Genomic DNA, 14,680 nt, shown 5'->3' with positions numbered 1-14,680 from the left:
GATGCTCCTGTGGCTGTCAGAGGTGGTCCTCCAGGTAGTCACCGTGGATCCAGACGTCGGCCCGGCCGCCGACGATGTCGCCTCGGAACCATGGGGTCCCCGCCTGGCCTCCCCGTACGTAGAACTCCTGACCCCGGTGCACCTGCCCGAGCGCGCGCCCGTTGGGAGCGTCCCGGTAGTAGACGTTGTTCGCGTTGACGACGCAGGTGGCGAAGTAGTGGCACAGCCCGGCCCGGGCGCTGAGGCTGTGCCGGTCACCGTCCGGCGGGCCCGCGTGGGCCGGTACAGCGCCGACGGCCGGCAGGGCGAGGACGGTCGCGACTGCCGCCGCGGCCGTCGTACGCCGGCACATCCGGGCCGCCCGAGCCGCCCGGCGAACAGCTGACTTCCTGAGATCCTCCAACTCGTTGTGACACTCATGCCGGGCCTCCGCTGCCGGTGGCCGGCGGTGCGGTGAGGGCTCGGCGGACTCGGCTGCCCCGGTCCTGGTCGCACCCGTTCTCGGCGCGTCCTTCCTGATCAGGGGTCTCACCGGTCGTGGCAGTGGTCGCCGGCCCGGCGGGCACGGGTTCCAGTCGCGCGCGGAAGTGGCGCAGGAACGGGGCGGCTTCGACGATGCGGTAACCCGGCACCCGGTGCTTGTTCTTCACCACCGCTACCAGGGTCTGTCCGACGTGGTCCAGGTGGCTTCGGGTGTACGTCCGGCGGGGAAGCGCGAGGCGCAGCAGCTCGTACGGGGCGGTGGTGACCGGCTCCCCGTTGCTGTCCTCCTTGCCGAGGTAGAGGGAGCCGAGCTCCACCGAACGGATCCCGCCCTCCAGGTAGAGCGCGCAGGCGAGTGCGTGCCCGGGGAAGCGGTGCGGGGCGATGTGCGGGAGGAGGTGACCGGCGTCGAGGTAGAGCGCGTGCAGGCCGGGGGGTTCGACCAGGCGGACGCTCGCGGTACGGCACAGCGCCGCGAGGTGGGCTGCCGCCTCGGCCCGGGAGCGCAGGTAGCGGGGGTCCAGGGCCTCGGTCAGGCCCTGGGCGATCATCTCCAGGTCTCGCCCGGCGAGTCCGCCGTACGTCGGGAAGCCCTCGGTGGCGATGAGCGTCAGCTCGCATCGGCGGGCCAGTGCCTCGTCCCGCAGACCGAGGAAGCCGCCGATATGGACGATGCCGTCCTTCTTGGCGCTCATGAGGCAGCCGTCGGCGAGGCGGAACGCCTCCTTGGCGACGTCCGTCGGGCTGTGGCCGCCGTACCCGGACTCGCACTGGGTGACCAGGTAGGCGTTCTCGGCGAAGCGGGCGGCGTCCAGGAAGAGCGGGACGCCGTGCTCCCGGCAGAGCGCGGCGGCGCGGGCCAGGTTGTCCATGGACACGGGCTGGCCGCCCTCGCCGTTGTTGGTGAGGGTCATGATCACCAGGGCGATGCGGGAGGCGTCCGGGCCGCGCAGTTCCGCCGCCAGGCCGACCAGGTCGATGTCGCCCTTGAACGGCTCGGGACCGTGCAGGTTCCGCGCCCGTGGACAGGGCAGGTCACGGGCCTGGCAGCCGCTCAGTTCCACGTTGGCGCGCGTGGTGTCGAAGTGGGTGTTGCTCAGGGTGATCCGGCCGGGAGCCAGCAGCGTGGAGAACAGGACGCGTTCCGCCGCCCGGCCCTGATGCACCGGCAGGATGTGCGGATACGAGGTCAGTTCTTCCACCGCCTCCCGGAAGCGGTGGAAGGAACGCGATCCGGCGTACGACTCGTCCCCGGCCGCACCGGCCGCCCACTGTGCCGCCGACAGAGCGCCGGTACCGGAGTCCGTCAGCAGGTCGATCGTCACTTCCTCGGCGCGCAGTCCGAACAGGTTGTATCCGACGCGGTCCAGGGCCCTGGCGCGCTGTTCGCGGGTCGTCGCAGGGATCGGTTCGACGGCCTTGATCCGGTATGGCTCCATGGTTCTGCTCTGCTCTCCTCGGTGCGGCGCCTGCGGGACCGCGGCGGCTCCGCGGGCGCCGTGTCGCAGGGGTGGGAAGGTGGTGGTCACCCGCGTTCGCCGGGAGCGGTGTCCCGGGACGGGTCGTGCGGCGGGTGGACGGCGTACGCCTCGGGTGAGAGGTAGACCGTCAGGCGCGGCGGGCCGCCGGTGCTCCGGGCGAGGGAGACGTAGGAGATCAGCCCCACTCCGTCGGACAGCCGGCGGGTCGTCATCGCGGCGAGCGCCTTGTCCAGCAGGGTGACGTCCGCGCCGTGCGCGCCCAGCACGGCGGCGGCGCGGTCGCGGGCGACCCGGTCGTCACGGGCGTAGTCGCGCACCGGGACGTGCAGGGTGTGGCCGCTGGGGCGTTCCCTGTCCCGTCGGGTGAAGGACAAGCAGGAGACCAGGGGCAGACCGTCGAAACGGCGGACACCACCGCCGACCGTGCGGCAGAAGTCCCCCGCGCGCCGAGGGTTTCGGCCGGGCAGCAGCCCGGCCACGGCTTCCGCTTCCTCGACGGAGAAGCCCTGGTGGGCGATGTACAGCTTCACCCGTGGTTCCTGCCAGTGGCCCAGATCCAGAGCGAGGAACAACAGCCGGCCCCGGTCCGGGCACCAGGATTCGGCCCGAGCCGTCAGCGCCGGCCAGGCCGCTCGGAACCCGAAGCGGGTCAGGGCCTCTTCGACGACCTCGGCGGCGCGGTCGGCGCCGTGCGCCTCGGGGTTGAGGTAGACCTTCACGCCGGGCGGCCCCGTCCGCCGCAGGTCCACGGCGCACCACAGCGAGAAGGGGCCACGGGCCGCCGCGGGAAGGAAGAGATCCGTGACCCGGGCGACGGGCTCCGCGTCGACGTCCCAGCAGCTCGCCATCCGGTCCAGGGCCCGCAGCCCCGCCCGGCCGCTGTCGGCGGCGGTCCCCGCACCACAGCCCGGCTCGACCAGCACCCGTACCGTCGGCGCCCCGTCGGCGGCGAACGACACGGACAGCTCCGCCGGCGAGTGATCGTCGCTGACAAAGGACGGTGAGAGCGGTCCGGCACTCAGCGGACGGCCGGCCGCCGGGCCCAGCAGCCCGGGCAGCAGCCGCACCGCGTCCCGCGCCGGGGAGCAGGTCACGTCCGCGGCGTCGAGCAGTCGCCGCAGCTGTCCGGCCAGGTGCTCCCGCAACGTCGACGTCGCCGGAGCGGCACCCGTACTCCGCTGCGGAGGAAGGGCGTAGCCCGAGGGGGCGGGCGGGTTCATGGCGGCCTCCGGGGTGCGGCGCGGGCAGGAAGCCACGATCTCCGCCGCGGCCGTCACCCCGGTCGCGCGCCGGTCACTCGGCGATCTCGCGCCACTACACCAGGTATCCGACCGGTCACGCACCGTTGTAGGCTGGGGGCGTCCGGGCGAGGGCCCGACGGGGGAACAGAACAGTGAGAAGCACATACGAGTTCGGGATTCTCGGACCGCTCCTGGTCCGGCAGTCCGGCACACCGGTACACGTCAACGCCGCCAAGCTGCGGATGCTGTTGGCCTCTCTGCTGGTCGAGGCCGACCGGGTGGTGACCGTGGACACCCTGGTCCACCGCCTGTGGGGGGACACGCCTCCGCTCCACGCCCGCAACACCCTCCAGAACTACGTGCTGCGTCTGCGCCGCGCGCTCGGCAGCCCCGCGGACACCGGACCCGTACGGACCCACCCCCGCGGCTACCTGATCGAGACCGACCCTCAGACGCTTGACGTCCGCCGCTTCACCTCGCTCGTACGGCTCGGCCGGACCGCGCTGGAGCAGAACGCGGCCGAGCGGGCGGCGGCACTGCTGCGTCAGGCCCTTGAGCTGTGGCGCGGGGATCCCCTGTGCGACCTGCCGGGTGACGCCTTTCCCGAGCTGCGGCTCACGCTGCAGGAACAGCACCTGGCCGCGCTCGAGCTGCGCATCGACGCGGACCTGGCGGCGGGCCGCTCCGCGGACGTCCTGCCGGAGCTGCGGGCACTGGTCGAAGCCCATCCGCTGCGTGAGCACTTCTGGACCCAGCGCATGCTGGCGCTCTACCGCTGCGAACGGCAGAGCGAAGCCCTCGAGTGCTACCGCACGGTCACCGCGCTGCTCGGCGAAGAGCTCGGAGTCACCCCCGGCCCCGCGCTGCGGGACATGCACGCGCGAGTCCTCGCGGCCGCTCCCGACCTCGGGAGGTCACCGGGCAGGACGGAAGCCGCCTCGTCGCCGAACGCCCCCGGCCGGCACGTCCTGCCCGTCGAGACGACCGGCTTCATCGGCCGCGAGGCCCAACTGGCCCAGGTGCGTGCCCTGCTGTCGACCGCCCGGCTGGTCACCCTGACCGGTGTGGGCGGTGTCGGCAAGACGCGGCTGGCGCTGCGGTCGGCGGCACAGCTCGCCGCCTCGTACGCGGACGGCGTCCATCTCGCCGACCTCGCCGCGCTCACCTCGCCGGACCTGCTCGACCGCGCCGTCGCCGAAGCCCTGGGGCTGCGCGACCAGTCCGCGAGGCCGCCCGCGGAGGCCATCGTGGACCGCCTGCGCGACCGGCAGCTGCTCCTGCTCCTGGACAACTGCGAACACGTCGCGGGCGCCGTCGCGGCCCTGGTCCTGCGGTTGTTGCGGGCCGCGCCGGGGCTGACCGTCCTTGCCACCAGCCGACACCGTCTGGGAGTTCCCGGCGAGCACATCCTGACCGTGCCCTGCCTCACGCTGCCGGAGCCGGGCGCCGCGTGCGACGCCCGGCAGCCCCCGGAGCGTTCCGAATCCGTGCGTCTCCTGGTGCAGCGGGCCGCAGCGTCCGCTCCGGCGTTCGGCATCACGCCGCGCAACCGCGCCGCCGTCGCCCAGCTGTGCCGACGCCTCGACGGCATCCCCCTCGCCATCGAACTCGCGGCCGTTCGTCTCGGCGCGATGACGGCCGAGGAGATGCTGGAGCGCCTCGACGACCGCTTCCGCGTGCTCTGTCTCCCCGGCATGCCGGGCACCGAGACGCGCTATCAGCACACCCTGCGCGGTGTCATCGACTGGAGCCACACGCTGTGCACCCCGCAGGAACGACTGCTGTGGGCGCGCTTGTCCGTGTTCAGCGGCGGCTTCGACCTGTCCGCCGCCGAAGCCGTCTGCGCGGGTGAGGGCGTCGGGCGGGAGGAGATCCTGGACCTGCTCGCCGCGCTGGTGGACAAGTCCCTGGTCGCGGTCGACAGCACCGGCCCGCGCGCCCGGTACAGCATGCTGGAGACCATCCGCCAGTACGGTCTCGAGCGGCTGGGGGAACTGAGCCGGCACACCGGTCTGCGCATCCGGCACAGCGCCCACTACCGGGCCATGACCCTGCGCGCGGGCGCCGAATGGTGCGGCCCCCACGAGGTCGACTGGCTGCTGCGGCTGCGCGAGGAGCTGCCCAACCTGCGGACCGCCCTGGACTTCTGCGCCACCCGGCCCGAGCACGTCGGCACCGCGGTCGCCATCGCCGTCGACCTCGCCCGCACCCGCTGCTGGTTCTTCAGCAGCGTGCTCGGCGAGGGCCGCTACTGGCTGGAACGGCTCCTCGCTTCCCCGCCCGCCCTGCCCCCCGACCTGACGGCGGGCGCACTGGCGATGAAGGTGTGGATCGCGCTGTGCCAAGGGGACAATCCGGCCGCTGAGACGTTCCTGGCCGAATGCCGCACACAGGCCGCGGGCTCCGACGGCCCGGCGGTGGCCCCGTTCACCTTCATCGAAGGCGCCCACGCCCTGCTCGTCGACGGCACCTCGGAGTCGATCCCCCGGCTGGCCGCGGCGCGGGAACAGTTCCTGCGGGACGGACGGCACGGTGACGCCCACATGGCCACCATGATGTGGGCCATGGCCGAGGCATTCCTCGGCGACCCGGTCTCGGCCCGTGCCGCCGCCAGGGAGTACACCGCCGAGGCCGAGGCCGGCCGCGCGCCATGGGCCCGCACCTGGGCCTGCTGGTGCGCGGGCCTGGTCGAACTGCGCCACGGCGATCCGGCCGCCTCCCTGGCCCCGCTGCGCGACGCCCTCGCCCGGCAGAGCGCCTTCGGCGACAACTGGGGACCCGTCTGGGGGGTGGAGACACTGGCCTGGGCGGTCGCCGAGACGAACCGGCACACCGACGCCGCCCGGCTCCTCGGCGCGGCCCACCGGCTGCGGCAGGACACCGGTGTCGCGCTGACCGGCCTGCGTCCGTTCCACGACGCCCATGTCGCCGCCGAGCGCCGGGTCCGTACGGTTCTGACCGCACAGGAGTACGCACAGGCCCGGACGTACGGCGCCGCCGAGAACAGCGTGCTGTTCGCCCTGCGCATCAGCGCGGAGCCACGTACCGGCGCACAGGCGAAGACCGGCGCGACGCCTCCCCCGCGTCGGCACGAACAGTCCCCGACCGGCCTGGCCGGTCCGTGCGTCAGCAGTGACACCGGCTGACACCGGGCTGACACCGGCTCCTCTCACCGACGGACGTCTTGCCGCCACGACAGCCGCCGGGGAGTCAGGCGGGTACCCACACGCTGAGGAGGTTGCGGACCCCGGTGCCCGACCGGCCTTCTCCGGGCGGGACGGTCATGACCCGACCGGAGAAGCGTCGAAGGTCCTCGAGTTTGGAAGGGAAATACACCGGTTGGTCGGTGTCGTTGCTGATGTACCAGTCATGGGTGCCCGCGTTGACGTTGTAGATGCACTGGCGGAGCGGGTCGGGCTACATGGTGGTGTTGACGGTCAGGACTCCCCGTGCGGCGTGAGCCGGCGTGGGGACCGTGACCATCAGAGCGAGGGCGGCGAAGAGAGAGGCGTATCCGACGGCCAGTTGTCGCATGCTTTACCTCGACGTGGGGTGCCTCGGAGTATCACCGACGGCCGTGTCCGACATGCCGATGTAGTGACGTTCTTCCATGAAGCGCCCATAGGGCCTGTGTGTCACGACCTGTGGCCAGCGCCGTCCCATGGCGCTGGGCGACGCGATCGTCAGGGCGAGGCAGGAACGGGACCGCGTGAACGTACTCCAAGCAGCAGCCGGTGGCGTTCCCGGGCGTCCGCGGATGCGCATCCGGCCGGGGCCCGTACGGGTACGAGACCACCCCACCGGGGCCAAGATCACTCCACGGGTGGACGGAGGCCGGCGCCTCAACAAGCTCACTGTGCCGAGAGCGCGCCCGCCTGGTCGAACGGCTGAAACGGTCCGGAACCCGCAGGTCGGGGAGATATTTTCAGGTGGGTGGCCTGGGTGCGGCGTCGCGCGGCATACTCGGGGCATGGCTGGCATCGAGATCGACGACACCACCGCGGAGGCGCTGCGGGCCCTGGCCGAGGCGGCCGGGCTGCCGCTGGACGCCTACCTCGCGCAGGTCGCCCAGGAGAAGCGGCGCGAGCGCGCGCTGGCCGAGGGCGCGGAGATCTTCCGCCGGGTCACCGGCGACGCGGAGACCGTCGCCGCATTCGACGCCGAGTACGGCGGCCCCGCCTCGGCGCCGACCGCTCCGCAGGCGGCATGACCTGTGCCTGCCGAGTACTACGTCGACTACCGGTGGTTCCTGGAACGCCAGGCCGAACTGCTGGACGATCTCACGGTCAGTGACTACTCCGTGTTCGTCGGCCTGGCCGCCCGGCACAAGGTCGACCCGCCCCGCCACGACCAGCACCACCCGGACGCCTTCTGGCGTGCGGCCGTGATGCTGGAGGAGTGCGTCGTCCTCCGGCCACTGCCCGCCCGCAACGAGCTGTACGGCTTCGGCGTGGCCGTGGCGTACCTCGGGATGCACGGGGAGCGGGTGAACACCAAGTTCGAGGCCTGGCGGGACCTGATCGCCGACATCACCGCCCTGCGTCTCGACTCGTTCGCCGTCGCCGAACGGCTGCGCTCGCTACGCCTGCCGACGGCTTGACCTCGCGGTCGCCTCCCCCTCCTGCGCACTCCCGCGGTACCCGGGGCCCTTCGCCCCGAAGCAGCTCCCCCAGAGGTAGGTCGAGACGTGGGTGCGCCGGACGACCAGCGGCAGGAGCCCGCCGAGCTCCAGGTCCACCTGCTCCATGAGCATCTCGCCGGACACCATGTCGATCGGGTCGCCGCCCCGGCACCGGCCCTTGTAGGGCTTGGCCTTCGCAAGAAGATCCTTGGCACCGGAACGCAGGGTCTTCAGACCGCCCCGCACGGCGGTGGCCATCCCCTTCATGCCCTTGGCGAGTCCGCCGAGGATCGGGCCGCCTGCGACCAGAGCCGCCGCCTCGCAAGAACCACGCCCGGAAGGGCCGATCAGCATGGCTACTCGTGCGGGAAGGCGTGGCCGAGGACTTGAGGCACGGCGTGACGGCCGGTCAGGCCAGTGCGGGCGAGGTGCCGCGGCCACTGCGGGTGCCGGAGGGAACACGGTTCGCCATCCCCGCGAGTGCGGGGAGCAGACGAACCCGCGGGCGGAGTGAGGGGAGCATATGAATGGTTCCACGGTACGGCCGCACTGATGTGCTGCATACCGCCTACCGATTGAGGTCGAGCACCGGGGCTTCGAGCCCGTCGTAGTCGGCGGCGCGACCGTGGCGACGACGGCACCGTCGGGGCGGCGGTCCAGCGTGGGCTGGGCGGCGTGTACGGCGGCGCTCCTCGCCGGCATCGGCGGCCTGATCGCCTATATGGTCATCGCGGGGGACTTTCCGGCTTCTCGAGGGACGGCTCAACCGAGACCAGGAACACGAAGATCACGCGGAACAGGGGGCAGCGGCTGACCGTACGCCAGCTGTCGCGCTGGTTGGCAAAGCGGCGTTCTTCACGTTCCTCTATCTGGTGGTCCTGGACGCCTCCTTCTCCTTCGACGGCGTCATCGGCGCCCTCGCCCTGATCCTCCTCGTCACCATCGAGTACGAGATCAACGAGATCAACGTCGGCCCCATCGGCGTCATCCTGATCGGCGCCTCCTTCTGGTCCCCCGTCCGCCGCAACAAACGACTCGCCGAGGGCTACTACTGAAGGAGACCGCCGGGTCGGCGTGGGCTTGTGCCAGGCGCGGCCACGCCGACCCGGCGGCGATCACCATTGCGGATCGTCACTCGGCCCCGGTCGCAGACCCTTCCATCAAGGATCCAGCCAGCTCGGCCAACCGTTCCGAGTCCCGGCCGGCCGCCTTCATACTCAGAAGACGCAGGAGGGTGAAGAACACCTCATCGCTCTTGATCTTCTCGTCCAACAGCATCGCCAGAGCCTCCGGCTCGTCATAAGGAACCCGGCGCGGACGTGGCTCGTCGTCACCGTCACCAGTGCTCGGAGGTTCCGGCCGCGTGGTGGGCCGTGCAATGTCCGCCCGCGGCTCAGGCACAGGCCGGGCAACCGACCGGGCGGGCAGCTCGGGCTCGGGCTCTCGCTCCGCAGACCTCGCCTGCTCCAACTGAGGCTGGAGCGCCGGACCAGGCTGAGGAGCCGCATGTTGCTCGGGCTCAACATCCGCTCTCGGCAACGGTGTTAGAGGAAGAGGCGGCTCTCCCCTCCTAACGGCCTCCTTCCGGGCACGCTCCTCCTTGAGTGCCTGCAGGGCTTGTTGCTGCTCTTCCGCAGGCCTATTGCCCACCGCCCGCAAGAGGTCGATGGGTTCTTCATTGATCCGTGCCTGAAGTTCAGGCGTGAGCTTGAGCAGAGCCAGGCGCTGGGACACCCAACCCTGCGACCGATGCAGCCGCTTGGCCAGGGCGGTCTGACTGCCGTGGATAACGAGGAGCCGCTGCAACGCCCGAGCCTCGTCCAGTTCTTCGAGGTCCTGTCGATGAATGTTGGCGACAAGGGCCGACTCCAGGAGCTCCTCAGAGGTACTGCCCTCGTCGTCACTCACCATGACCTTGAGAGAGGTCAAACCCGCCTCGCGCGCTGCCGCTAGCCGACTGCTCCCGTCGATCACGACATGAGTGGCCTCAGGATCGAGATCTTCCTCGCGTTGCGGGTTGACCTTGAGATAGGCGTCACGGTTCATAACGGTGATCGCTTGCTTCTGGCCGTGAGTCCGCAAGCTCCCCGCCAGATCGGTGAGGTCACCCAGAGTTGAGCGGGGGTTGTCCGGATTGGGACTGATCCGGTTGAGGGGCAGCTCGGACGGCGGAGCAACACCATCCGTGGGCACCCCCGTCGCGGCGGCAACCGCTTGACGACGAGCACTGACAGGTCGCGCTCCCCCGCCGAACCGCCCGGCGCCCAGTTGGTCGGCCTTGCTCATACGATCTCCCGGGCCAGTGCGCGCATGCCGATCGCCTGCTGAGACCTCGGAGCGTATGACAGCAGTGGCTGCTTCATGCGAACCGCTTCCTTCTGTTCCTTCAGATCCCCGATCAGTCCGACCACGCGTGGATCCTTTATGTCGACCCACCCCTGAAGCGAGGATGTGGCGATGTACCCGCGGCGCGAGTCGTACAGGTTGACGACGATGCCGAGGTAGTCAACATCGATCTGCAAGTCTCCACGCAGGTCCTCGATCTGAGTGGTGAGCAGCTCGTAAGCGTCCGCAGAACTGTCCTCGGCCTGGACCACGATGAGGGCACCCGACTGGCCCGGCCTTTCACCGTCGCGACGGCGCCCGTAGTAGGAGGCGGCGTCCATGCTGAGACCCAGACTGGGCGGACAGTCGACAAGGATGACGTCGTAATCAGCTTCAAGCGGTGCGAGGGCCCGTTCCAGGGCGGCCTCCCTGGCACGTACCGCGGAAAGGCGCACGTCGAGGAGGAAGGCGTCGTTGCATGCCGGCAGGAGATGCAGACGACCGCCGAAGCTGGCGTCGTCGATGGAGACGACCAGATCCCGCAAATCACCCTTGGGATCGCCCGCCATGTGATTGGTCAGGCTGTCACCGTTCATCGGCAGAGGAGTGGCGCCGAGTTGGTTGGTCAAGTGACACTGCGGGTCGAAATCGACCAGGAGCACTCGAAGGCCCAGACCAGGCAGGCTCTCAACGTCGAGCGGGTCCTCAAAGTCCTGTACACCTTGCTCAGACTCGCTGGCTCGCAGTGCCTTGGCCAAGGCCTTGGCGATCTGCACGCTGTGCAGGGCATTGGGGTCTTCCGCCAGCGCCTCGCCTAGGCCGGCGGTAATGGCAGTCTTTCCGACCCCACCCTTCTGATTGCACACCACGATGCGCCTGGTGATCTCGGGACGTGCGACCTCAGGCGCTGGGTTCGAGTCGAGCCAGAGCTGGACTGACTGTGCCAGGCCCTGGATCAGGGAGACGCGACGGTCCGACACAACTTGCCGGAAATCTTTCCACTGTCCTGGAGGAAGAAAGGTGGAGAAGGAGTCGGCACCGGACGTATCGACAGGAGCAGGAGTCGAGGCGAGACCGCACCAGTCCCGGATGCCCTGTTCCACGGCTGCCTGAATCTCGATGCCCCGCTGCGCGGCTCTGATCTTGAGGTTCTGCCGGAGCCATCCCGGCAGCTTGGAGACGACCTTCTCGCGGTCGCTGGAGGTGGCTGGCGAACTCATGCAGGACACCTTACTAACGTTGTTTGGCCATCTGTGCATCGACACGTTAGCAATCAGGTATTTGTTGCGGACTAAATTTCTCAGACAAGGTAATAACGGGCAAAACCTCGCCGCTCGCCCTCCCCTATTACGACGTAATAGCGTGGCACTTCGGTCCACCCACTCCCCTAACGAGCTCGTACACGGTAAGCACTGAGACGGCGTGCACTCCGGTGTAGCTCGTGGTCACTTCTGCCATGCCGTGCTCGACACGGTTACGACGTGAGGAGTGTGCCTCGCCCTGCCCTTCGTGCATCTCCTCGTACAGTCCAGGGCGTTCTTCTTGGACTTGCGGTGCGGCGGTGTCACCAGTCGACGACCGGTCTGCGTGCCCAGGCCCTGATAGTCGACATCGACGAGGACCTCCGCCGACCCCCGTCGGCCAGAAGTCCGCGCTGCTTCGTCAGTTGAGACGGGCGGCAGAGGAGGTCGCGGCCCTTGCCGTCCCTGACGACCCAGGGCTCACCGTGCATACCCGCTCGGCGAGCAGGGGCCGCACCTGGCCGAGGGCGCGGGTGATGGTGGAGCGGTCCACTCCGAACCAGGAGGCGAACACGTCGTGTATCACCCGTGCCGGAGGGCACGAGAGTGGCCAGGAACCGATCGACGAGCACCAGCCGGCGCCTCGCGCCCCCGCCCAACGCCCCGCATCCGCAACCGGGAAGCAAGCCTGGCCCGGTACCGTTCACACCACAACGGACCAAGCTCGGCCACGAGTTCAGCGATCATTTCGGCCGACAGGCCCGTAATCCTCCGGTCGCCGATGATCGCCGCATGAGACGCGCCCCCACCGCAAGGAGAGGATCGACGATCACGCATCCCTCACCACTTACCGTGCACAACTCGTAAGCCCCTCCCCTATTACGACGTAATAGCGTGGCGCCTCGGTCCACCTGACGCGTCTGCACCGGGTCGGTGTCGTCGTGCCGTCCCTCAAGACACATATTGGTCCGCAGCTGGTCGAGGACTTCACCATCGCGCGGGTGGCAGGCGCGCGTCTCAGACCGCCACACGGACAGAACCACTGCCTGGAAGCCTGCCCACGAGCACGCGACAGCCTGGTACTCGTCGCCAGTACTCGATCTGTCAACAGCCACCCCGCCGCGCGCGGCATCGGCCCCCTTGTGGCTCTGTCCGTTGCAGCAGTTTGGTTGACGCGCCCCTGGCCAACTTCCCTCACCAGATGGGCTGGCGCTGACGCATCCCACTGACGCGCCTATTACGCCGTAATAGGTCAGCGCTTCCGCCAGCGTCCGATCACACACTGTCCCTGACCGGACATGCCCTACCCATAGACAGCATCCCTTACGGTTCAGGTCGGAGCTGGTGGCCTATGAGAAGCCCCTCCGGTCGAGCAGCCAGCTGAAGAAGACTTCTGCGTCGGATGCACCGAGCGACTGGCACCCCCTCAAGACACCTGCATGACCCGTGAAGGGACAGCCATGCACGCCAGCATCTGTAAACCACGGCGACAGCGATCTTGAAGCACAGGGGAGTGCGTCGAAGCTGGTGCTAGTCATTAGGCCGTGATAGCTCTGCAGACCAGGTTGGAGGCTTCGTTGCCGGTGTGGTCGACTCACTGCCGGAAGAGATCAACAGCGGTGGGATGAGCCCGGCAGAAGTCGATCCTTCCGGGGGGCGAAGCCTCTGCCGGACGGCAACATGCAGGCATTGCGATGGTTCGGCAACCAGTTGTCTCACCGTTGGGCTGCCCGCGAGGCAGCGGACCGGGGGAGTGGCAGCCCAAGGTGACCACGCCCAGGGTGAGGGTGATCGACCACGTGTAGTTTGCCAAGCTCGGCAAGGCATCGGTCGAGGTGCCACACCAGTACTGCGGCGCAGCCGGGGGAACGAGCTGACTGCCAGGTCGCGATCAGCTCCATGTCACAACGCCACCGCCTTGGACCCCCGAATCTGGTACCTGTCGATGCCCCGCGCGGTCGAGCGAGTCGGACCGCGCAGGTATTACGACGTAATAGGTCCTAGGGGTACCTGCCGACCGGCCATGGATCAGGTGAGACAGCCATTCGCGTTCCGAGGGATGACCTGCTGCTTCAACGTGCGGGCCATGGATGTGCTGAGCCGCGCTGGGGGAGTGGTGGTCGCTCAACGCGCTCGCGCGGTTGTGATGGGTGTTCTGTGGGCGATCGCCTGGGTTGAGAGCATCGCCGCAAGGTTGTAGGTGGATCTTTGAGTGGGGAGTGAGGTGGACGGAGGCGCCACGCTATTACGCCGTAATAGCGGAGGAGCAAGTGGTGAGGCCCGCACGCCTCACCCGCCTCCTACCAGCTCGTGCACGGTGAGCGGTGAGACGTCGCGAGAAGCCGGTCGACGAACACCAACCGAGGCTTCGCCCCGCGCCCCCAGCGCGCTTCGAACAGGACGCAAGCTCGGCTTGCCGCCGTTCGTGCCACAACGGGCCTACGTATACGACCAGAACAGCCGTCGCGTTGGCCGACAGGGCAGTGACCCTCCGGAGGGCTAGCGCATTGAGACGATCCGGCTGAGCGATGCGCCCCACCGAAGCTCCAACCGGTCACAGGACTCATTGGTCCCAGCCAAGAAGGCAGGCCTTTTCCGGAGGACGAACAGACGTCCACAGGAAGCGACCGGGACAACTTGCGGGGAAGCTCGCGATCGGCCAGTCTCCGCAGAATCGTTCCTGGCTAAGAAAATGACGCAGTGTCAGTTCGTATCTCGTTCATTTCAGAGCTCGTCAGCCCAAGCCGTAAACCCTCTGGGTCGGGGGAGTGGTACCGAGACGCTACGGGCGTCCGGCTAGCTCGGGACGATCAGCGCGGCCCGCCTCGGTCCCCGGAACGGTGACGGCCGCTCGTCCAGAGCGGTGAAGATTTCCTCGACCAGCCCCTCGGCCATCCTCGGCGGCTTCGGCCGTAACAGCGTCACCAGCCGGCACCTGCCCCCCGTGTGAACCTGGGCCGATGATCCGAACCGCTCCAGCAACGTGAGGACAGCCGAGCTGCAACCGCGGCCCAGCGCCCGTTCCAACGAGGGATGGATCTGGGTCAGCAGAGCCAACGATCATCCCCAGCTCGGGGATCGTGTCGTCCTCGCCGCCGATCGCCCGCAGCGTGTGAGGCATAGCGTAGCCGCGTCCGCGATGATGAACGCGTCCCTTGTGTCCGCCTTCGCCTCTCCGGGGTAGAGGTCGGCGATCCGCCGCATCGTCAGCCCACGCAGGGAGGCGACCGGGCAGCGCCCATGTACCTCGCGGCGTCACGTCCTCTTGCGCGCCGACAGCAGGCCTCT

10 protein-coding genes and 1 pseudogene are annotated in these 14,680 nt (G+C 69.1%); 4 read left to right on the top strand and 7 right to left on the bottom strand.

Going from position 1 to position 14,680, the window contains the following annotated elements; all coding sequences use genetic code 11:
- Nucleotides 1-16: 16 nt before the first annotated feature.
- The 3 genes from ACGH52_RS38760 to ACGH52_RS38750 form a co-directional block, all read right to left on the bottom strand.
- On the bottom strand, nucleotides 17-352 hold the full coding sequence (locus ACGH52_RS38760) for an SH3 domain-containing protein (RefSeq protein ID WP_121704235.1): 336 nt from the start codon (nucleotides 350-352) through the stop codon (nucleotides 17-19).
- A gap of 64 nt (nucleotides 353-416) precedes the next feature.
- Nucleotides 417-1,922, bottom strand: coding sequence for a tryptophanase (locus tag ACGH52_RS38755; RefSeq protein ID WP_399946416.1), 1,506 nt, complete (start codon nucleotides 1,920-1,922; stop codon nucleotides 417-419).
- Between the two features lie 86 nt (nucleotides 1,923-2,008).
- Nucleotides 2,009-3,184 (bottom strand): tryptophan dimethylallyltransferase family protein, encoded by a 1,176-nt coding sequence (locus ACGH52_RS38750; RefSeq protein WP_399946413.1) that lies wholly within the window; start codon nucleotides 3,182-3,184, stop codon nucleotides 2,009-2,011.
- Nucleotides 3,185-3,357: 173 nt separating this feature from the next.
- Between ACGH52_RS38750 and ACGH52_RS38745 the strand changes: the two genes are divergently transcribed.
- The 3 genes from ACGH52_RS38745 to ACGH52_RS38735 all read left to right on the top strand — a co-directional run bounded on the left by ACGH52_RS38745 (nucleotide 3,358) and on the right by ACGH52_RS38735 (nucleotide 7,805).
- A complete protein-coding gene (locus ACGH52_RS38745; RefSeq protein WP_399946410.1) occupies nucleotides 3,358-6,351 on the top strand; it encodes an AfsR/SARP family transcriptional regulator in 2,994 nt (997 codons plus the stop codon).
- A gap of 824 nt (nucleotides 6,352-7,175) precedes the next feature.
- Nucleotides 7,176-7,415 carry an antitoxin MazE7 gene (locus ACGH52_RS38740; RefSeq protein ID WP_121704238.1) on the top strand — a complete coding sequence of 80 codons (240 nt, stop codon included), beginning with the start codon at nucleotides 7,176-7,178 and terminating at the stop codon, nucleotides 7,413-7,415.
- Nucleotides 7,416-7,418: 3 nt separating this feature from the next.
- Nucleotides 7,419-7,805: a toxin Doc gene (locus ACGH52_RS38735; protein ID WP_121704239.1), complete on the top strand. Its 387-nt coding sequence runs from the start codon at nucleotides 7,419-7,421 to the stop codon at nucleotides 7,803-7,805.
- Here the strand turns inward: ACGH52_RS38735 and ACGH52_RS38730 are convergent.
- A complete protein-coding gene (locus tag ACGH52_RS38730; RefSeq protein WP_399946406.1) occupies nucleotides 7,785-8,180 on the bottom strand; it encodes a DUF6531 domain-containing protein in 396 nt (131 codons plus the stop codon). The two genes, ACGH52_RS38735 and ACGH52_RS38730, sit on opposite strands and share 21 nt — an antisense overlap.
- Nucleotides 8,181-8,514: 334 nt before the next feature.
- Between ACGH52_RS38730 and ACGH52_RS38725 the strand changes: the two are divergent.
- Nucleotides 8,515-8,881 (top strand): annotated as a pseudogene (locus ACGH52_RS38725) (DUF475 domain-containing protein); the annotation flags it as partial.
- 76 nt (nucleotides 8,882-8,957) lie between these two features.
- Here the strand turns inward: ACGH52_RS38725 and ACGH52_RS38720 are convergent.
- The 3 genes from ACGH52_RS38720 to ACGH52_RS38710 form a co-directional block, all read right to left on the bottom strand.
- On the bottom strand, nucleotides 8,958-10,112 hold the full coding sequence (locus ACGH52_RS38720; RefSeq protein WP_399946403.1) for a ParB/RepB/Spo0J family partition protein: 1,155 nt from the start codon (nucleotides 10,110-10,112) through the stop codon (nucleotides 8,958-8,960).
- Complete coding sequence (locus ACGH52_RS38715) at nucleotides 10,109-11,371, bottom strand: ParA family protein (protein WP_399946400.1); 1,263 nt, start codon at nucleotides 11,369-11,371, stop codon at nucleotides 10,109-10,111. Before ACGH52_RS38715 ends, ACGH52_RS38720 begins: the two co-directional genes overlap by 4 nt.
- Before the next feature lie 3,081 nt (nucleotides 11,372-14,452).
- Complete coding sequence (locus ACGH52_RS38710; protein WP_399946397.1) at nucleotides 14,453-14,596, bottom strand: hypothetical protein; 144 nt, start codon at nucleotides 14,594-14,596, stop codon at nucleotides 14,453-14,455.
- Between the last annotated feature and the right edge of the window lie 84 nt (nucleotides 14,597-14,680).

Origin of the sequence: Streptomyces sp. BBFR25 (genome assembly GCF_044590125.1) — a bacterium.
Classification (GTDB): domain Bacteria; phylum Actinomycetota; class Actinomycetes; order Streptomycetales; family Streptomycetaceae; genus Streptomyces; species Streptomyces canus_D.
This window is presented reverse-complemented; position numbering and strand designations above follow the sequence as displayed.